The 19,114-nt window shown below is 71.7% G+C and carries 17 protein-coding genes and 3 pseudogenes; 8 read left to right on the top strand and 12 right to left on the bottom strand.

Features of this window, described 5'->3' with window-relative positions; genetic code table 11:
- Positions 1–34: 34 nt before the first annotated feature.
- Positions 35–487 (top strand): MarR family winged helix-turn-helix transcriptional regulator, encoded by a 453-nt coding sequence (locus BN2279_RS08835; protein ID WP_059008155.1) that lies wholly within the window; start codon positions 35–37, stop codon positions 485–487.
- 424 nt (positions 488–911) lie between these two features.
- Positions 912–1,181 (top strand): hypothetical protein, encoded by a 270-nt coding sequence (locus BN2279_RS08830; RefSeq protein ID WP_059008153.1) that lies wholly within the window; start codon positions 912–914, stop codon positions 1,179–1,181.
- A gap of 527 nt (positions 1,182–1,708) precedes the next feature.
- Here BN2279_RS08830 and BN2279_RS08825 read toward each other — a convergent pair.
- From BN2279_RS08825 to BN2279_RS08815, 3 genes are all read right to left on the bottom strand, one after another.
- Positions 1,709–1,942, bottom strand: coding sequence for a hypothetical protein (locus BN2279_RS08825; protein ID WP_234347634.1), 234 nt, complete (start codon positions 1,940–1,942; stop codon positions 1,709–1,711).
- A 108-nt stretch (positions 1,943–2,050) separates the two neighbouring features.
- A complete protein-coding gene (locus BN2279_RS08820) occupies positions 2,051–4,426 on the bottom strand; it encodes an ATP-binding protein (RefSeq protein WP_059008148.1) in 2,376 nt (791 codons plus the stop codon).
- Between the two features lie 156 nt (positions 4,427–4,582).
- Positions 4,583–5,308, bottom strand: coding sequence for a Crp/Fnr family transcriptional regulator (locus BN2279_RS08815; RefSeq protein ID WP_059008146.1), 726 nt, complete (start codon positions 5,306–5,308; stop codon positions 4,583–4,585).
- Positions 5,309–5,503: 195 nt separating this feature from the next.
- Here BN2279_RS08815 and BN2279_RS08810 point away from each other — a divergent pair, with 195 nt between their 5' ends.
- Together BN2279_RS08810 and BN2279_RS08805 are read left to right on the top strand one after the other, a co-directional pair.
- Positions 5,504–6,271, top strand: coding sequence for a hypothetical protein (locus BN2279_RS08810; RefSeq protein WP_079031996.1), 768 nt, complete (start codon positions 5,504–5,506; stop codon positions 6,269–6,271).
- 23 nt (positions 6,272–6,294) lie between these two features.
- Positions 6,295–6,753 (top strand): hypothetical protein, encoded by a 459-nt coding sequence (locus BN2279_RS08805; RefSeq protein WP_059008144.1) that lies wholly within the window; start codon positions 6,295–6,297, stop codon positions 6,751–6,753.
- A 610-nt stretch (positions 6,754–7,363) separates the two neighbouring features.
- Here the strand turns inward: BN2279_RS08805 and BN2279_RS08800 are convergent.
- From BN2279_RS08800 to BN2279_RS08765, 8 genes and pseudogenes are all read right to left on the bottom strand, one after another.
- On the bottom strand, positions 7,364–8,257 hold the full coding sequence (locus tag BN2279_RS08800; RefSeq protein WP_059008142.1) for a hypothetical protein: 894 nt from the start codon (positions 8,255–8,257) through the stop codon (positions 7,364–7,366).
- A complete protein-coding gene (locus BN2279_RS08795; protein WP_059008140.1) occupies positions 8,254–8,772 on the bottom strand; it encodes a hypothetical protein in 519 nt (172 codons plus the stop codon). Before BN2279_RS08795 ends, BN2279_RS08800 begins: the two co-directional genes overlap by 4 nt.
- 111 nt (positions 8,773–8,883) lie before the next feature.
- The gene (locus BN2279_RS08790) at positions 8,884–9,540 is read right to left on the bottom strand and encodes a hypothetical protein (RefSeq protein ID WP_059008138.1); all 657 of its coding nucleotides are present in this window, start codon (positions 9,538–9,540) and stop codon (positions 8,884–8,886) included.
- A 339-nt stretch (positions 9,541–9,879) separates the two neighbouring features.
- A complete protein-coding gene (gene fxsT, locus BN2279_RS08785; RefSeq protein WP_059008136.1) occupies positions 9,880–12,018 on the bottom strand; it encodes an FxSxx-COOH system tetratricopeptide repeat protein in 2,139 nt (712 codons plus the stop codon).
- Between the two features lie 467 nt (positions 12,019–12,485).
- Positions 12,486–12,746: a hypothetical protein gene (locus BN2279_RS30480; RefSeq protein ID WP_234347630.1), complete on the bottom strand. Its 261-nt coding sequence runs from the start codon at positions 12,744–12,746 to the stop codon at positions 12,486–12,488.
- 358 nt (positions 12,747–13,104) lie between these two features.
- Positions 13,105–13,359: pseudogene (locus BN2279_RS30475) on the bottom strand (AMP-binding enzyme); the annotation flags it as partial.
- 82 nt (positions 13,360–13,441) lie between these two features.
- On the bottom strand, positions 13,442–13,759 hold the full coding sequence (locus BN2279_RS27515; protein WP_079031995.1) for a hypothetical protein: 318 nt from the start codon (positions 13,757–13,759) through the stop codon (positions 13,442–13,444).
- Between the two features lie 414 nt (positions 13,760–14,173).
- Entirely contained in the window at positions 14,174–15,043 is an 870-nt protein-coding gene (locus BN2279_RS08765; RefSeq protein ID WP_059008129.1) for a haloalkane dehalogenase, read from the bottom strand.
- A 123-nt stretch (positions 15,044–15,166) separates the two neighbouring features.
- On the opposite strand from BN2279_RS08765, the gene BN2279_RS08760 reads away from it, so the two are divergent.
- The 4 genes and pseudogenes from BN2279_RS08760 to BN2279_RS30470 all read left to right on the top strand — a co-directional run.
- Positions 15,167–15,703 carry a MarR family winged helix-turn-helix transcriptional regulator gene (locus BN2279_RS08760; protein ID WP_059008127.1) on the top strand — a complete coding sequence of 179 codons (537 nt, stop codon included), beginning with the start codon at positions 15,167–15,169 and terminating at the stop codon, positions 15,701–15,703.
- A gap of 192 nt (positions 15,704–15,895) precedes the next feature.
- Positions 15,896–16,499, top strand: a pseudogene (locus BN2279_RS08755) (telomere-associated protein Tap); the annotation flags it as partial.
- A 112-nt stretch (positions 16,500–16,611) separates the two neighbouring features.
- On the top strand, positions 16,612–17,481 hold the full coding sequence (locus tag BN2279_RS08750; RefSeq protein WP_059008121.1) for an AraC family transcriptional regulator: 870 nt from the start codon (positions 16,612–16,614) through the stop codon (positions 17,479–17,481).
- Positions 17,482–17,649: 168 nt separating this feature from the next.
- Positions 17,650–17,856 (top strand): annotated as a pseudogene (locus tag BN2279_RS30470) (hypothetical protein); the annotation flags it as partial.
- Between the two features lie 2 nt (positions 17,857–17,858).
- Here BN2279_RS30470 and BN2279_RS30465 read toward each other — a convergent pair.
- Positions 17,859–19,088 (bottom strand): hypothetical protein, encoded by a 1,230-nt coding sequence (locus BN2279_RS30465; protein WP_059008119.1) that lies wholly within the window; start codon positions 19,086–19,088, stop codon positions 17,859–17,861.
- Between the last annotated feature and the right edge of the window lie 26 nt (positions 19,089–19,114).

Here is a 19,114-nt window from a genome sequence, read left to right as displayed (position 1 = left end):
TTAATGGTATGCAACGGTACGGTAAGCTGGTCCCATGCCCACCACGCCGTCCGTTCCGCCGGAGCGTTCCGTCCTCGACGAGGTGGGACCGGCGATCTCCCGGCTGCGGCGCCGCACCACGAGCGGACCCGGCGGTCTCACCCGGAATCTGGTGCTGAACATCGTCGGCGACCACGACGGCGAGATCACCGTGGGCGCCCTGGCCGCCGAGATGAACGTCAGTCAACCGGTCGCCAGCCGGGCCGCAGCCGCCGCGATCGACGACGGCCTGATCCGCCGGGCCGCCTCGCAACAGGACGGCCGGCGCACCGTTCTCGAACTCACCGACGCCGGAGAGGCCGAGCGCCGGCGCTTCGCCGCCGCCCAGCGGCGGGTGTTCGAGGAGATCACCGCCAGCTGGGACCCGGCCGAACGCACCCGGTTCGCCCGGCTCCTGGTCCGCTACAGCGCGGACAGCGCCGCCTGGGCCGCCCGGCAGCACTCCTGACCGCGCGCCCGTCCTCCCGGCGGGGGAAGAGCCGTCGGCCCGTTCGCCGGTTCGCCGTGGCGGACACGTGCACCAAGGCGTCGGTCAGGAGTCCTGGCGGATTCGCGAAAGGCGGGCGGTGTCCGTGGCCGGACCGGACAGCTCCCGCTGTCCGGGCTGACCGGCGTCACGGCCATCCCCTGTTTCGGAGAACTGGCCGACCGCGCGACCGAAGCGAACTGACGGGCCGCGAGCCGGTGGCGCTGGAGCGAGGACGGGCACGTCCGTGACCAACCGGCCCGCGTCCTGGTGACCGAGACCGCTCAGGCCCGGCACCGCCTGGTGCCCAGAGGCGTTCGCCGTCACCGCCCGGGCTTCCCTCCGTCGCGGGACCCCTCCCGTGGCGCGCCTCCTACGATCCAGCTCGACGCCCTCCGGCCGTCCCGTGGCCCTCCGCCGCGGTACCGCCGGAGGGCACTGGGACAAGGAGCGCGGTAACGAGTACGGCTGGACCAAGCACAAGATCGAGGAACGGGTCGGCGCCGTCCGCAGCCGGCTGCACCACAGCGGCCGGGTGCGCACCAGGCTGATGCGCGACGAGGACGACACCGCGTGCGACGCCACCCTGATGCACAACCTGCTGCGGGAACTGGTCGACAGCACCACCCTCGTCCCCCGGGACCTCACCAAACTGGACCACGACCTTGACGACTGAGCACCGCGCAAGACCGGCCCGGCGACGACCAGGGCGGGAGGGTTCGTCCTTCCCGCGCGATCATCAGGACTGCCGGAGGAGCATACCGGCGTGCCCAAGCTGAGAACACGCGGCTTCGGGTAGGTGCCCAACCGGCGACAGGGCATGCTGTGCAGGCGCCCCGCAACGCGGGCCGATCATCGCTCACCACCGCCGCGTGGGTGGCCGCGTTGGGCGAGACCGAGCGAGGAACGCGTCCACCTCGCCAAACCCGGCTTCGGTCCGGCCCCGTGGAGCCTTCGAACAGGGATCGGTCCGGTGGGGGACAGCCTTCAGCCCCAGCCTCTCACCATGACCGTTGGCTCCGCTGGAGAAGGCCGCCCCTGCTTTTCCGGAATCCGGCTCGAGCGGACCTCGAACGAGGCAAACGCCAAACATTCGAGCAGACCAGCGCAAACTCCTGCACGGTGACCTCACGCGGAGCGGCAACGGGGGCTCGGTACCGCCGGACGTCCGTCGGGTGTCGTGCCCCCGGCGATGAGCCGGCCTCAGGCCGGAGCCGAACCGTCGTGGTGGATGTGCATGTCGCCGTGGGTGACGGCGTAGACGGTGCCGTGGTCCTTCGCCGTGTTGGTCTGCGTCGACGGCACGGGCTCCGGCTGCGGTCCGGGTGCGGGGTGGTGCACCTCGACGTGGTTGTCGTGGCCGGCGACGACGGGGCCGGACGCGTTGCCGCCGATCCGGATGGTGTACTCGTCGCCTGACGCGGATGGCGGTGGCACGATGGTCCCTCCTTTGTTCTGCGGCTACCCTGCGGCCGTTCGACCCGGGGCGATGCCGACCAGCCGCAGGTGACGTACTCGTCGGCGCAGAGGCCAATCCGACGGGCATCAGCCGTAGCAAAGATCCGTAAGCGTGGTCGCGTCTTCGTACTGCTCGTCTATATACCGATCCATGGCGGTCAGGTCACCGTTGGCTATCGCCGCCGCGAGAGCGGCCGTGTCGGAAGCCTCCTCCTCGATCGCGGACCTGATCGCCGGGTCGGTCGCTGCTTGGGCCGCTGCCGCCAGGTCCTCGGCGAACTGATTCTCGGCTGCCGCCCACACCTGATCATGAGCGGGATTCGTGACCGGCGCGTTCGACATCGTCTCGCTGTAAGCCTGCTGCGCGTCGTACCGCTGATCACACCCCGGCGGATTCGAGAAGGGGTCGGTTTCGGTCGGGCCTTCCGTCAGCTCGGCCGGGAGGGAGAAGGAGAACGTCGGGGTCGGCACCGCCTCATCGACACCGCCTCCCGTCGGCGACCCCTCGTCCCGGTTGGCGGTGCTGATGGCGTATCCCAGACCGACGACGAGCGCGCAGGCGACGACCAGGGCGACGATGGACGCGACCACGGCGCTCGCACCCGCGCCGGCTGCCGCGCCGCCGGACGAGGCTGTCGCCCCGCCACCCCAGGAGCCGCCGGCAGCACCGGACGGAGGCGCGGCGAGCCCGCCCGCGTCGCCGCCCGGTGGGGGCGGTGCGCCGCCGGACGTCCCGCCGTCGCCGGGGATGGCCGATGCGCTGCCGCCGCCGTCGTGCGGGGCGCCGCCCCAGGAGCCGTCGCCGCCGGTCGTGTCCGGCGACGGGGCCGTGGAGCCGTGGTCGGCCGGAGCGCGGGGGCCTGCGGGCCCGAGGCCGTTGTCCGCCGTGTAGCCATCGATGTCGAAGTCGGGTTGCCCGCCACTCGCGTCGGCCCCCATGTCCCCGCCCGGGCTGTCCGGTGCCCCGCCTGCGTGCCCACTGCTCGGGTCGGCGGCCGTGACGCCCGCACTCCCGCCGTCTCCGGCGCCCAGTTCGTACCCGAGCCACGCCGACTGGGCCAGCAGCGCCGCGTACGCGACACGCCTGCCAAGCAGCAGGGCCCGGATGGCCTCCTCGTGGAGGAAGTACGCCTCGGCCCGCCGGTCGCCGGCGGCGCGGGACGCGGACCATCCACGGCCGAGCAACTGCCCCCACACGCCGAACCGCAGCGCACGGGCCAGTCCCGGCGACGCGGCGCGCGCGAGCCGCACCGCCAGGTCCGGGCGCTTGGCCGACTCGGCCAGTTCGGCCACCTTCTGCAGCAGTCGGCCGTGAGCCGCCAGGTCCGGCGGCGTGGTCGCCCGTAGCGACGCCCACGAGGTGAAGTAGCCACACAGCCGTTCGGCCGAGTAGGGAGCGGGGAAACGCCGGCGCAGCACCGGCACCGTGTCGGCGACGGAGCCGTAGCCGTGCTCCCCGGCCCGCGCCAGCCCCAGGCGTACCAGGCGGTCGCACACGGCCTCGGGTTCCGCCACCCCCGCCAGCACCCCGACGTGCGTGGGCGCCACCTCGGCCCCGTCGAGGGTCGCCAGCAGGTGCAGCACCCCCATCGCCGCCGCGTCGGCCGCCAGTTGGTCGAGCAACATCGGGAGCAGAGCCGCGACCTCGCCGGGACGTGGCAGCCGGTCGTCGCCCGCCGGGTCGGAACGCGCCACCGCCGCCGCCCGGAGCAGCGGCAACGGCAGTCCGGATGCGGCCCGCCACAGGGCCACGGCGACGTCGCGTTCCCCCTCCGGCAGCGGACCGCCCAACTCCCGGGCCAGCAGCTCAAGTCCAGCCGCCTGCGCCAGGCCGTCCAGCCGCAGCGCCGTGCCGTCGCCCCACAGCGATCGCTCGTCGCTGGCGAAGACGAACGTCGCGTCGGGGGCCGCGTCCATCAGCTCCGTCAACTGACCGGAGGTCAGGTTGGCGTCGTCCACGTACGCCGTCACCCGCACACCGGCCATCAGCCGCCGCAACTCGGCCCGCGTCGGAGCGTATCCAGGAGCCTCATAGCACGCCTCGAAGACCTCCTGAGCGAGGTCCACGACATCGCGATGAGCGCCGCTGACGAACACCACCCCGTCCGGGCCGGGCGGCAGCAGCCGCGCCACGTGCCGTAACAGCGTGGTCTTGCCGATCCCGGGCGGCCCCCAGAGCTGAGCCGGGCCGCCGGCGCGGACGGCCGCCGCCAGCGCCTTCGTCACGTCCTCCCGGCCCACCGGCTCCGACAGCCGTCGGGGCAGCAACTCGACCCGCGGCCTGCGCCGGGGGCGCGGCCGTTCGGGACCCCCCAGCACGGTCACCCGCGAGCCGTGCTGCGCGTCGACGACCAAGTTGTGGTTGCCCGCTATCACGGGGCCGGTGGCGCTGCCGCCGATGTCGATCCGGTGCACCGTGCGCGGATCGCCCGCTGCCGAGGTGCTGCCGTCCGCGTCTGACATGGCTCCCCCTGTCGCTCCGTCGTCTGTCCTCGGCCCGACTGCGAGACGTCAACGCCTCCCGCCCGCCCGGGAGGCCGGCCGGCCGCCACGCTAGTGACCCGCTCGCGCCGGAAAACCGTCGTTCGACGGTTTCCGCCGCTCCTCCTCGCACCGGCGCTAGTCGAAGGCGAGTGCACGCAACTCCGCGAGATTCTCGACCCGGAAGGTGCGATAGCCGGTGGACACCACACCTTCGTCACGAAGCCTGCGCAGCGCCTTGTGCACGGTGGGCTCCGCCGTGCCGGCGAGCGTGGCGAGCTCCGGCTGGGTGATCGGCCAGCGGATGACCGCCCCCGCGCCGACGCGCTCCCCGTAGGTCATGGTGATCTGGTAGAGCACTCGCGCCAGCCGGGTCGGGGCGTCGCAGCCGGTGAAGTCGATGCGGTGGGTGGTCGCGACCCGCAGCTTCGCGACGATCGACTCGTCGACCGCCTGGGCGATCCGCGGGTCGTGCCGCGTGCAGTGGAGGAAGTCGCCGCGGGTGACGACGCGGGCGACGACCGGCCCACACGTCGTCACCGTCGCGGAACGGGGCCGCCCGTCGACCGCCGCGAACTCGCCGACCAGGTCACCGCCCATCCGGACGGCCAGGAGCGCGTCCCGGTTGTCGTGGGTGCGCCCGGTCGCCTTGACCACCCCGTCGAGGAGGATCAGCACGAACGTGGTCTCCTCCGCCTCGCGCATCAGCACCCGCCCGACCGGGTAACGCGTCAGGGCGCCCAGCCCGAGCAGCCGGTCGCGGGCCGCCGGCGGGAGCCCGCCGAGCAGGCTCGCCGACGGCCAGGCCCACGCCTCGCGGGGCCACCGCCCGGCCCTGCCCGGGCGCGGATCGCTGTCAGTCACCGCCCGCCCCGCTCATTCCGTCCCCACGATGCGTCACGACACCAGTGTGCGACCCGTCGCCTTCCCCGTCGTGGCTCCCGCCGGCCCGCGGCCGTGAACGCCTTCGGCGGATCCCGTACTGGTACGGGATCGCCGGGGTACGACCCGTGCACAGTGGTAGTCGCGGGCGGGGACGTCACCCGCCGGGAGGAACGCATGGACGTGGACGCGATGTTGGAGTACCGGGCGATGGTGGCCGTCGACATCGAACGCTCGGCCGGCCGGGGGGACGTGGCCTTGCTGCGCATCCGTGAGGTGCTCCTGGCGGTGCTTCGGGAGGCCCTGCGGGAGAGCGGGATCGACCAGCGGGCGTGCCGGTTCGACGACCTCGGAGACGGCGTTCGGATCATCGCGCCGGCCGGGGTGCCCAAGGCCGGACTGATCCATCCGCTCATCCACGAGCTCGCGGTTCGGCTGCACGCGCACAACCGGACGGCCGCGCGGTCGACGCGGATCCGCGCCAGAGTGGCGCTGCACGCCGGGGACGTCCGGCTCGGCCGGACCGGGGCCGCGGTCGGAGGGCCGTTGGAGGTGCTCGCCCGGCTGCTCGACGCCCGCCCGGCCCGGGACGCCCTGGCCGAGGCGCCCGAGTCGGTGCCGGTGTCGCTCCTCGTCTCGCAGCACGTCTACGACGAGACCGTGCGGCACGGCTACCCGGGCATCGACCCCGACACGTTCCGGCGGGTCACGGTCGCGGTCAAGGAGTACACGGCGGACGCGTGGCTCCACCTGCCCGGGGCACCCGCGCTCCCGCCCCGCGAGCCCATCCCGGAGGGGGCAGCCTCGAACGGTGCCGTTGAGCCGGGAAAGGGGGACCGCCCGGCGAGCCGCTCGAAGATGGTCAACAAGGCGTCAGGACGCGGCGTCGTCTACGCCACGCAGAACGGGACCCAGCACATCCACGACACCGGACGCACAACCTAGACGAGGCAGAGGAAGGGGCTTTCGTGGACGACGAACTGGCCGCGCTGGCCGGAGCCGGAGCGGCGGCCCTGGTCGCGGCCATGGCCACGGACCTGTGGCAGACCACGCGGAACGGCGTCGCCGGCCTCTTCGGCCGAACCGGCCGACGGCGCCGGGCCCAGGTCACGGCCCAGCTCGACCACCACGCCGCGCTGGTCGAGGGGGCCGCCGCCCCCGAGGACGTGCGGCGGGCGCTCCTCGGCTCCTGGGCCGTGGAACTCCAGGCCCTGCTCCACCGGGAACCGTCCTGCCGGGAGCCACTCGCGCGCCTGGTCGGGGAGGCACGGGGCGCACGCCCGGACGACTACGGAGGGGTCGTCCGCGCACACCTGGAGCAGGCCAACACCGCCCGCGACTCCGGCACGGTCTTCGCCGTCCAGGGCGGCGACCAACCCGTGCGCTGGCCGGGCCCCGGCGGCCCGCCGCCCGGCCCGGAGGCGTAGCCGGAAGGGACCGACATGGTTGACGCCGAGGCGGCGGCGGTCGTTGGCCATCGCGGTGACCAGCCGGCGAGTGGAGCCGTCGATGAGACACCGAGTCACCCCACGCGCCCGGGCAACAGCATCCGTATCGCCTGGCGCATGTGAAGCACACCATGCACGGACGCGTCTCATGCCCGATTGCCGGGCGTACCCGATCCGGACCGGCCGCTCGGCGCCGAACCCGGGCAGGCCGACCGCAACGCTACAGACAGTGAGCGCTCAACACGGAGGCTGAGAAGCGGGATCTCCATCGCGACCATGCCCCCAGCCTCCCCAGCGCGCCCAGCGGCTGACGGGCCGGCTGACGGGCTACGGTCCCGTGATCCAGTGGTTCGTCCGCGCTGAATCCACGCGGACCTTCGAATGGCGTCCCGCCCGGGAACCAGCCGCGGTGACGTGCCAGTGCGGCGACATCGATGGCCGGCGCGGTCTTGCCGACGCCGCCCGTCCGTCGGCCGAGGACACCACCCTCGCGCCCTCGGGCCCGACCGACCTCGCCCTGGACGGCGGCATCCCGGTCTGTTCCCTGGACGAGGACAGCGACATCCACCGGCGACACCGCCCGCGCCGCTCATTGCTGTGGAGGCCCGAACCCCTGTTGTGGGTAGTACCGCGAGTACGGCCCAGGCTGCGGCGGCGTCTGCATCGGCAGGGAGCCGCCCGCGCCCATGACCATGTGCCGCTGGGACACCGACTGGGCCAGCGCCAAGGTGTGGTCGGCCAGCGCCCGCGCGTCGGCCAGCGCCTCCTCGTCGTCCCCCAGCACCGCCGGGGCGTCCGCCATGGTGCGCAGCACCAGCTCCGTCCCGCGCTGCGGCAGCCCGCAGTCCACGTACAGGCCCGCGAGGTGCAGCGTCTCGATCACCAGCGCGCGGCCCTCCAGGCCGGGCGTGCGGCGCATCCGGCGCAGCAACTTCTGCTGCAGTTCGGCCGCTTCGAAGCCGACACCTCGGTCCCACAGCCGCAGCACCCGGCGACGCAGCGCGATCAGGTCCCACAGCCGGTTGCCGGGCGCCGCCGCCCCACCGGCCAGCCCCGCGAGCGCGCCGACCGCCAGCAGATACAGGCCGACGCCCGGGGAGATGTCCAGGGTGGCGCCGTCCGAGCCGGGCATCCTCCCGGTCTCGGCCAGGTGTAGCAGCGCCCAGGCGCCGGCCAGCGCCCCGGTGCCCAGCAGAGTCATCCGGCTGCGGCGGGCGGCGCGGCCGGTCAGGTACCACAGCCCGGCGGGCACCGTCACGATGCCGGCGGCCAGGGTGATCAGGCCGTCGCCGCCGGCCAGTCCGGCGCGGGAGCCGAGCCCGTGCTCGTTCGCCCCGTAGACCACCTCGCCGGCGTCCGGCCCGCCGATCCAGGGAAGCAGCGAGCCCAGGATCAGCAGCAGTCCGCCGCCGACCGCCAGCGCCACGGTGACCAGCGTGCGGGGGCGGCGCAGCGCCGTGATCGCATCGTCCAGCGCGCTCATCCGGGCAACCTCATCAGGTCGGCGGTGGTGGTGGACTGGGTGACGAAGAGGATCACCGGGACCAGCAGGGTGGCGGCTGGGACGAGGACCAGCCGGGCGGGGACGCGCAGCCGGGTGGAGCCCAGCCGGACCGCCAGCACGGCCAGGCTGCCGGGGATCAGCAGCAGCAAGGTGGAGACGGACAGCAGATAACGGGCCGGGGAGTCGCCGGGAGCCGGAAACAGCGGTGCCAGTACTGACTGTTCGGCCAGCCACTCGGTGCCTTCGGCCAGGCCCTGGATCACCGTGATCAGCGCCAGCACCGGCAGCGCCAGCAGGAACAGGTTCCACAGCAGTTGGGCGTTCGCCACCCGCACGGCGGCCGACCGGCGCTCCTCGGCCAGCCGCATGCGCTCCAGATGCGGGTCCATCCGCTGCCGGCTGGCCAGTTCCTCGGAGGCGGCGGAGTCGCCCCGCCTGACCCGTGCGCCGAGTTCGCTCTCGGACGCGAAAACGAGATCGGGCTGATCATCCATCGTCGTGTGCCCTCCCACCCCGGGTATCCATGACACCGGCGCACGCGGCGCCGGTCTCCGATGTTCTGGCCGCAGGCGTCCGGCCCGCCGTTCGGGCCGCGTCGCGGCCGGTCACTGCCCTGCCGCCGCGCGTTCCGTGGCCCGGGTCCGCCGACGCACCGTTACCAGCGCGGTCAGCAGGCCCAGCAGAGCGCCGCCCGCGGCGGCGGCCAGCGGCCACAGCGGCTGGCCGGCCGGGGCGGGCGCCGCCGCGAGACCGGCCAGGGAGTCCCCGCCGTCCGACCAGTCGTCGTACTCCGGGAGCGTCAAGCGGTAGGCGCCGGGCGAGAGTTCCGCCTCGCCGACCGCCCAGCCTTCCCGCCAGCCGGTGTCCGTGGCGGTGCGATGTTCGAAGGCGGTGCCCGGTTCGACCGGCACCTCAGTGCCGCGTTCGTCCGTGACCGTCACGAGGACCGGGCGCGGCTCTCCTTGGTCGAGCATGGTCTGGACCAGAGGAAGGCGTTCGGTGCCAGGTTCGGTCTCCAGCCAGAACGCCCAGGTGCCGCCCTGTCCGGCCGCGACCCGGAATTCCAGCTCACCGCCCTGGTCGGCGCGCGCGAAGCCGGCCGCCGCGTCATCCAGTCGGGTCTTCTCGCCGTATCCGTAGGCGAAGAGCAGTACGAACGCGCCGACCCACAAGGCTATGGCCATCACGTACCACCTGCGGGACGGCCCGAGCCGGAGGAACAGATCCTCGGCAGGCCCGACGACCGGCTGAACCGACGTCATGACACCCTCCCCTCCGACATCCCCCTGCCCTGTACTCGTTTGTGTTTACAAGGTCCGCCGGCCACCGAGATCTCCACTATCCTCTTCGTCGGCAGCGTCAGATGTGAAAAAGAGACAGCTGACATCACGAACATCTCGTGCGGAAGTGATGGAGCATCCGTGGATGGAGGGGGTGGCGGCCAGCGTACAGTTCGCCCTTCAACCGCGGCAGTCCCCGTGCCCAATCCGTGACACCGCCGTCCGGCGGAATGCCCCGGACGTCCGCCACGGCTTCACCGCAGTGGTCGCCGTCTGTTCCTCAGTACCGGCAGTCGTCATGCCGTATCCGACGACGCGCCCTCACTGTTCGGGCTGTGAAGGCATCGGCGAGGCATCGGTGGGGACGGGACCGTTGCGTGCCGCCAGTGCCTTGTCCAACTGTCCGCGCGACCAGACGGTGTCGGGCTCGTCGGCGCCCAGCACGGTCTCACGCTGCCGCAATGTCGATCGGTGAAGGCCGATCGCGTCCTCGATCCGGCCGGCTGCCAGGTAGTGGTCGGCCAGGTTGGACTGTGAGCGGAGGGTGTCCCGGTGGTGAGGACCCAGGTGGTGAATCCGCTCGGTGACACTGCGCTCCTGAGCGGTGATCGCGTCGGCGTAGCGGCCGGCGTGGTGATAGGTGTTCGCGATGTTGTGCAGTGACCGGAGTGTGTCCGGGTGGTCCGCGCCGAAGATGGCGGTGCGTTTGGCGCGGACGAGTTCATGCAGTGCGATAGCGGACTCGAACTGGTTGTTGTTCTTGTAGGTGATCGCCAGGTTGTGCAAGGACCAGATCGTGTCTGGGTGGTCCTCGCCGAGTGCCGCCACCCGGGCGCGGTGGATCGCCTTGTGTTCCTCGATGGCTTCGTCCAGTCGGCCCATCGCGTTCTTGGTGATCGCCTGGGCTTCCCTGGTCCGGAGTGTCTGCTGATGGTCGGAGCCGAGTGTTTGTTCACGCGTTCGCAGGACGGCGCTGTGGATGGCAAGGGCCTCGTCCAGGTTGCCGGTCCCGCGCACGGCTTCGCCGAGCCGGTGTCGAGCGGCCAGAGTGTCCGGGGCGTCGGGACCGAGCCATTGTGTGCGTTCTCCGACCGCGCGGCTCAGCAACCGTCGGGAGCCTTTCAGCCACCCCTGGGAGAGCAGGAACTCTCCAACACGGTGTGCGCAGTCGGCCAGGTCCAGTGATGCCTGCCGGACTCCGGCCCCGGTGATCAGCGGGTCAAGAGCGTCCACGTGATCCACGAGTTCCGCCCATCGGGCCCAGTTCGTCACATCGGCGAGGTCTGGGCCGGGCAGAGCCCGGCGCAGGAGAGCCGCCGCTGTCACCCGGGGCTCGACCGTGAGAGAGGCCCGTACGTACTCCCAGAGCAGCCGGTGAACCCCGAGTTCGTCCCTGGTCGCGGTGATCAGTGAATAAGCGCGGAGAATGCCGATGTCCTCGCGGAGTTCGATCGGTTCCTGTGCCTGGGTCCGCAAGAACCGTCTGGGTACGGAGTCTGGGGCGAAGCAGCAGACAACGCCCAGCAGGTCCACAGCACTCGGCCGCTTGGAGGCCACAGCGTCGAGACTGAGTCCGAATGTCCGGGCGGCGCTCGATCGGTGGATGTCGCTCCAGGCCGCGGAGGCGAGCAGCTTCCGCGGTTGTGCGTTCAGCAGGTCGGTGTATTCGTCGAAAGTGAGGTCCTGTTCACGGATGTGGGCGCATGCCTGGTCCAGCATCAGGGGGAGGTCACCGATGCGCTGGGCCAACCGCTCCGCGGCGTCCGCGTCGTCCACCCGGGTCTCCGCGAGCAGGAATCGGACGCTGTCCGGCCGGGCCAGAACCGGCAACGGGATCTTGACCAGGCCGATCCGGTCCCAGTTGAGATCCCACCGGCTCGTCACAAGAATGGGGCCCTTGCCGCATCGGGCCACGAGTTCGGCGACGCTCTCACGGTCCTCGACGTTGTCCAGGACGAGCAGCCAGTCGTCGTGCGATCGCAGCCACTCCACGGCCCAGTCCGCGGCGGCCGTCAGGGAGTTCCAGTCGCGGATTTCCGGTATCAGCCGGTAGGCGAGGGAGGCGAGATCCCGGAGCACCGCCTCGGGATTCTCCGCCGAGACCCACCAGATCGTGCGCCGCGCTGACCTGTGGGCCGCGTGCAGGGCCAGTTCGGTCTTCCCCGTGCCCGCCAAGCCGACGACCGCGGCTCCCAGCGTGGTCCCGTCGACGGTATCCAGCAGGCGTGAGATTCCCGCGAGAACCTGATCGCGCCCCCACAACACGTCGATCGGCCTGCGGGGCAGCCGCGACAACCCGGCGGGCGCCTCCGCCTGGGACGCGGCCGGAGGCCCCGAACGTATGGAGACGTCGCCGTGAATGGTGCCCGCCTGCACGACAGGTCCGGTCACACTGCCTCGCAGGACGTTGCGCACTTCCGCGGGCGGTGGCTGATCGGTCGCCTTCCCCGGATCGTCCATGAGACCTCCCTCGTTTTCCTTCCGGCAAGTTCATCCGCCCCGCGCGCCCAGTACCGGCATCCGTCGTCCGGCAGTTGGTCCTGTCGGGTACCGGCATCCATCCGGCGGATCGGGGTGTCCGCGCCGACGGTGAGCGATTCGCACTGCTTCCGTGATCCGCTCGATCGCCACTCGTCAGGTGAACGTTCGAGCGAGAGGACCCATCGGGTGCGGTGACGCCACTGATGTCGAGCAGCGAGAAACGGTGATCGTCAAGCATCGCGAGGAGCCAGGAGTCCGAGCCCGCTCGGACACCACCCGCCGCATTCCGGCCCGTGGACGACCCGCCCCCGCCGAAGTCCCCGGACGGCCGGATCCTGGAGGCGGAACCGGGGCTCGGAAGGGGCCGATTCGTGAACGGGCCGTCCTCGCCGCGCGGCGGCACTCCACGAGCCTGCCGTGAGGTGCCGCCGCCCGGCGTGCGCTGATTACGTGAGGTCCTTGCGGATGTGCTGGTAGAGGCTGCTGACGGTCGGGTTCACCACGTCCTGGCCGAATCTCTTGCTCGCCTCGCCGATGTGGTGCCCGTTCAGCGAGTCATTCGGGTGGGCCTTCGTGTGCTGGTAGGCAGCGAGCAGGCCGGCGCTGGCCATCGTCGCTCTGCCCTGGGGGGTCTTCTGCGTCCACTCGTACACACTCTTGGCGATCTTGAAGGCTGCTCCGGCCGCCGCGATCAGGGGAAGTGCCATGATGCGCTCCTGGTGTTCGTTCGGCTGTGTCGTCATGACGCGCCCGTGCAGAGGGCCTCCCGGCCGACCGGAAGGGCGGCGGGGAAACGAACCGGAACCGGAACCGACCGCCCGGCAACGTGTATGACGCCGCGTCAGCCAGTGAGGTTCCCGCCACCCCCGACGGCGTCGGTGACGGCCGCGACCCCACGGTCCACACGACGCGGTCGCGCGGCATTCCGGCGGCGGTGGGCATGGCGTGGGGCCCGACGGGGGCAGTGCCATCAGCGGCGAGGGGGGGGGGGGGGGGGGGCGGCGGGGGGGGGTGGGGGGGGGGCGGGCGGGGGCGGGGGGGGGGCGGGGGGTGGGCGGTCGCCGGTGCAGGGCCGTTGCGCACGGCGCGCAGGTGCTTCTTGGACACTTTGCCGACGCCCGTGGTGGGGAAGGACCGGACGCACTCCACCAGGCCGATCTTGTAGGCGGCCAGGCCGCGTTCGCGCGGGAAGCGGCGGATCGCCGCCCCGAGGGGCGCTCCCGCCCCGGGGCGGGGGATGAGGTAGGCGCGGATCCGCTTGCCCAGGTACGGGTCCGGCACCGCGACCACCTCGGCGTCGTGCACCGACGGTCGTGACAGCCTCGCTTCCGCTTGGTGGTGCTGGTCGGCCGGCCCCGGCCGGGCAGCCGCGACGACCGCCTGGCCTGGGAGGAATCCGACCTCAGAGGCCGGGTGGGTGGGGCCGGGTCGCGAGATGCTCCTGCAACTCCCGGTGGCGGAACTGGTAGGCGCCGCCCGCGGCGCGTAACAGCCCGTGCCGGTAGCAGCGGTGGAGGAAGCTCCCGAGCCGCCACGGCAACCGCCCTCGCGTGCACAGGAGGAGCGAGGCGTATCTCAGCATGGCCGGCCCGCCCAGCACCGCTCGGAGTCCCCGGGTGACCGGGACGACGTCTTTGACGGCGAGGATGATGAAACCCCATGCGATGACGAGTATCAGTCCGTACACGGCCATGGTGGGGATCAGTGCCGCCAAGGGCACGGTCCGCGTCCCCTACCGCCGCCGACACCGGACCATTTCGGCAGGCGAGAGAGGCACGGCGTCGCCGGCACCGGCCGTCCGGGGCGCCGACCGGATCGCCGTCACATCCACGCCGACGCCGACGCAGCGCCGGCGGAGCGGTTCGCGCGCAGCGGCCCCGACCGGTTCGCCGGGGTGGACCGGCGGCCCGACGCGGGTGGGCTTCGCTGCTGGCGGGCGTGCCGGCCTGGCCCACCGCCCGCGTGACGCCGCGACGGCCCGTCGGGGATCGCCTCCTGGTGGTCGGGGAGGTCGTCTCGGGCGGGGGCCACGCCACCGGCGGCCCGCACCTCCACCACAACGGCGGCTACGCCACCCCGGCGCCGCTCCGATCCCGCCACCGCCATCGCCCGGCGGACGGGCGATGGCGGGACATCAGCCGCGCAGGCCGTGCCGGTCCGCCCAGGCGCGGACGGCGGCGGCGATTTCCCCGGGGCGGTCCTCGGGGGCGTGATGACCGGCCGGGCCGCAGGCGACCGTTTCGAGCGAGGCGATGTTCGCCGCGCACCACGCGGCCATCTCCTCGCCGATGAGGAGTGTGGGCGAGCCCTCGAACGTCATCAGCAGCTTGGGCACGTCCGCGCTGGCCGCCAGCCACGCGTCGTACTCCTCGATGCGGGCGACCAGTTCGGCCGGGTCGCCGCCCAGCGGCATCTGGCGGGCCCACTGGAGGATCGGGCGGCGGCTCCCGGGTGTCGGGTAGGGGGCGAGGTAGACCGCGAGATCCTCCTCGCTCACCGGGGTCAGCACACCGGCGGCGAACGCCGAGGTGAGGAAGCGGTTCTCCGCCAGGACCATCCGCTCGCCGGCCCCGGGGGCGCGGATCGTGCGGGAGCGCTCGCGCGCCTGCGGGGAGAGATCCTCCCAGGCCATCGGCTTGACGACGGCCTCAAGGAACGCGAGGCCGCGCACCCGCCCGGGGTGCCGGGTGGCCCAGTCGAAGGCGAGGGCGCCGCCCCAGTCGTGGCCGACCAGGACGACCCGCTCCAGGCCCAGGGCGTCGAACCAGGCGTCGAGGTAACGGGCGTGGTCGGCGAAGAGGTAGGGGATGTCGGGCTTGCCGGAGCGGCCCATCCCGATGAGGTCGGGGGCGAGCAGCCGCCCGGGGCCGAGGCCGGGGAGGACCCCGCGCCACAGGTGGGAGGAGCCCGGGTTGCCGTGGAGCAGCACGAAGGCCGTGCCGTCCGCTCCCTGGCCCCGCTCCTCGTAGTGGATGGCCGAGTCGAGCACGTCGATGGTGGGCACGCCGGGTTCCCTTCGCCGTCGGTGAGATCGTTCGCGCACCGAACGTTAGTTGCTCTAACGTTTGTAGCGCTAACGGAATCTATATCGTTAGGGCCACTAACGCAACCGGGTAGGATCGCGCCCATGAGCAGCACCGCCCACAGCAGCGACACCGGGGACGCCGGGGATGACAGCGGGGACGGCGGGCCCACGGCCGCCCGGCTGCGGAGCCTGCCGAGCCGGCTGCTGTCGCAGACCGCGGCGCACGCCGACCGGCTGGTCACCGAGGGCCTGGCGACCGCCGACGCCCGGAAGTGGCACTACGCCGTGCTGGTGGCCCTCCGGGAGCAAGGCCCCGCAAGCCAGGCCGGGTTGAGCCGTCACGCCGGCATGTACCGAAGCGATCTGGTCGCCGTCATCAACGAACTGGCCGACCGCGGCCATGTCGAGCGCACCCCCGACCCGGCCGACCGCCGCCGCAACGTCATCACCATCACCCCCCGGGGCCGCGCCCAGTTGCGCCGGCTCGACGGTCTCCTGGCCACCATTCAGGACCAGGTGCTCGCACCGCTGGCCCCGGCCGAGCGCGAGGAACTCGTCCGGATGCTCACCCGCCTCGCGGAGCACCACGGCGCCCACGGTCGGCCGGGCGCCGACGACCCCATGGCACGGGGGAGTTGAGGCGCGAAAACAACGGTCGTGGAACGGTGCTCCCGGCGTACCGTGAGCCCGCACACACAGCCTGCTGCGACACCCTTCAGTTGGACACGCTGTGCCGCGGCTGAAGCCGCCGCCTCCGCCCGGGTCGGCGCCGGAGGCGGAGCGTCTGGAGGTGTGCCTCGCTGCTTCGCAGGACAGGGATTCGCCGCGGTGGCGTGGGCGCGGCGGGAGAACGGCCGCTACCTGGACGGCTGGTACCAGCGGCTGCCCGACGCCTGCTTCGCCACGATGGCCGGCCTCGGCGTCGACGCCGACCTCGCCCCTGCCGACTTCCTCGCCGCGGTGGACGGCTGCCAGGCCCGCGACCCGGATCCGGCGATCGTCGTCTCGGCTGTCAAGGCGACGGTGAAGGGCGGCCGGGGAAAGCTGCGCGAGCGTCCGCGCGGGGAGGGCTGGCGGCCGGGCGAGCCGTGGCGCGCCCCGCCCCGCCCGACGTGGCGGCCGGACATCCGGGCGGCGGTCATCTCCCGTACCCGGATCAACCTCCACCGCAAGATCGTCAAGCACGCGGCGTTCACCGGGCAGTACCCCATCGCGATCCTGTCCGACTGCGTCGTCCATGCCTCGAACGGCACCAGCCCGCTGGACTTCCTGCCCTAGCGGGAGGGCAAGCCGCTGCCAGGGGCACCAGGACGTCCTGTGGGGCGAGGCAGTCCGCGAGCGGTTCAACGCCCCGGAGCTCAACCTCGCCCGGTACATCAAGGACGGCACCGTCAGCGACGCCGACAACGGAGAGCAGGAGAAGGGGACGTCGTAGTCGCGGGAGAGTGTCTGCCGCGCGCCGGTCCGGCGCATGATCGGATCGGTCCGCGGCGGTCGGGTATGGCCGGGGTGCCCGCTGCCAGGCTTGGAGTCGAAAGGGAGGCATCGTGATCTCGGCACTCAACCAGCTCGTCGATCTTGTCGAGGAGCACCTCGCCGGGGAGCTGGACATCCACGGCTTGGCAGAGGCGCTCGGCACGACCGAATACCACTTGCGTCGGATGTTCTCGTCGTTGGCCGGCATGCCGCTGTCCGAGTACGTGCGGCGGCGGCGCATGACCGTTGCCGCCGCGGACGTCGTCCGGGGCGAAGGGGATCTGCTGAGCATCGCTGTCCGGCACGGATACGGCTCGAGTGAGGCGTTCGGACGTGCGTTCCGGGCGGTCCACGGTGTCGGCCCCAGTGAGGTGCGCCGCGAGGGAGGCCCCTTGCGCACACAACCGCAGCTCAGGTTCCGCCTGACCGTCGAAGGGAGCATCCCGATGGATACCCGCCTCGTTGACCGACCCGCGTTCCGGCTGGTCGGGCATGCAATCCGGGTCCCGCTCATTCACCAGGGCGTCAACCCGCATATCCAGGAGCACATTGCCGCACTGCCGCAGGAGGAACATTCGCGGCTGAAGGCGCTCGGCGACACCGAACCAGAGGGTCTGCTGCAGGTCAGCGACGACCTCGATCCCGACGGGAGGGAGGGCGGCGAACTGACCTACCTGCACGGAGTCGCCCTCGCCCGGGACACGCCGACCCCGGACAACCTCGACGCCATCGAGGTGCCGGCTGGGAGGTGGGCGGTCTTCCGTACCAGCGGACCGCATCCGCAGGCCCTGCAGAAGACGTGGGCGGCGACCGCGGCCGAGTGGTTCCCCGCCAACCCGTGGCGGCTGCGGCCGGGGCCGTCGATCGTCGCGATCCTTGAGCGCGCGGACGACTTCAGCACCGCGACCTGCGAGCTGTGGCTGCCCGTCGAACCGGCGTGACGCGCCATCGGCCATCGGGCACGGCTGAGCGCTTCAGCCGGGACGGAAATCCACCGGCCGAAGCGCTCAGTCACACCGGCTGACCCATGGATGCCGCTACGGGATTCCGGTGATTCGGCGGTCCACCGGAGCCGGTGACACCCACCGTGCTTCGCGCGCTGCGAGCACGTGGGCGTCTCGCGCCGCACGGTGGAACGCTACCGCGTCGGGAAGCTGACGACCCCGCCCCGGTGGGGGAGACGGAATCCGAGTGCACACCCCGTCCGCACCCTCACCACCCCGGTCTCGCCCACCCACGTGAAGCACGTCCTGGAGCTCCAGGAGGCCGGGCGGTGTACGGCCCGGGCGGGCCTTCCGGGCGTTGCCGTCGGTGGCCGTCAGCGGTGGGCGGCGTTTCGACGGCGGGCGCGCAGGCGCCCGATCCGTTTGCAGAGGAAGGGGATCTGGATCGGGCACTTCGACTTGTTGTCCTTCTTCTTACCGCCAGTGATGAAGTACGCCTTGAGCAGGTCCAGTGGAAAGGTGTCCGTTCTGCTGGGCGTCCCGCCGTCCGGAGTTCTCTCGGCCCGGTAGGCGAGGACGAACCAGCAGAGTTCGGGGCCGTAGCGCAGTCCGCCCTTGTAGAAGCTGTGAATCTCATCCGATCGTGGCCAGACGTTGTAGTGGACGCCCTGGGCGATGGTTTCCTTGTCCTGGTCGGAAGTGACCTTCAGGCCCTTTTCCTTGGCGTAGATGATGTCCGTCACCATGCGGCCGAAGGTTTCGGTCAGCGCCTCGTCGGCGCCTTCGCCATAGGTTTCGTGGGCCTCCTGGAGGCCCTTGGTCTTCGCGGAATGGGCGTGCATGAACTCGTGGGCGAGCAGATGCCGGTAGGCGGCGTCGTCGTTCTTCTTGTCGATGACCAGGGAGAGGTCGTGGTCGACCGGGACGTTGCCCACTTCCTCGCGGACGCCGACCCAGCCGTTCCGGCTGAAGGCGGGGTACTTGTGATAGGTGGACCGGGCGAAGTCGTGGTCGGCGATGCAGTCGTCGAAGTACTTCTGCAGCTTCTTCCGCTGCTCCGTCTGGGCGGTGCCCTCCAGTGCCTTCACGAAATTGTGATCGGTGATCTCCTTGTAGATCTTCTCGAAGTTCCCGGCCTGGTTCGCGTAATAGTTCGATTTGGTCGACAGGGCGGCCAGTTGGACGACGCTGGTCTCGGAGAGGCGGCGGATTCGGTCGCTCCAGCCGGGCAGCATCTTCACGTCCAAGGCGCTGTTCTTGGCCTTCAGCGCGGCGAACAGCGCGGTGTAGGCGGCTTGGAGGCGGTCCAGGTCGGCGGTGCCGGTGTCCTTCATCTTCGCCACGGCGGCGGCGACCAGTTCCCAGTACCAACTGGGCCTGGCTTCCCGGTTCCAGATCTCCGTCTTGCCGGCTTGTGATACGACCGTGATGTTCACGTCCGTGTACGGGCGGCGGTCATCATAGGTCGCCTTCAGCTTGTAGGCCGGCTCGTCGTCCTTCTCGACCAGCGCCTCGATCGTCTTCTCGGTCTTTCCCTTGCGCAGCGTTTCGCCGACCCTGCGTCCGGACCCCGGGATGACCGTCTTCTGGATCTTCTGTGCCATCTCGCTCTCCTCGACTCAACGATCGG

The sequence above is a fragment of the Streptomyces specialis genome (assembly GCF_001493375.1).
Classification (GTDB): Bacteria; Actinomycetota; Actinomycetes; order Streptomycetales; family Streptomycetaceae; genus Streptomyces; species Streptomyces specialis.
Note: the sequence above shows the minus strand (reverse complement) of the source record. Positions and strands in the feature narration are given on the sequence as shown.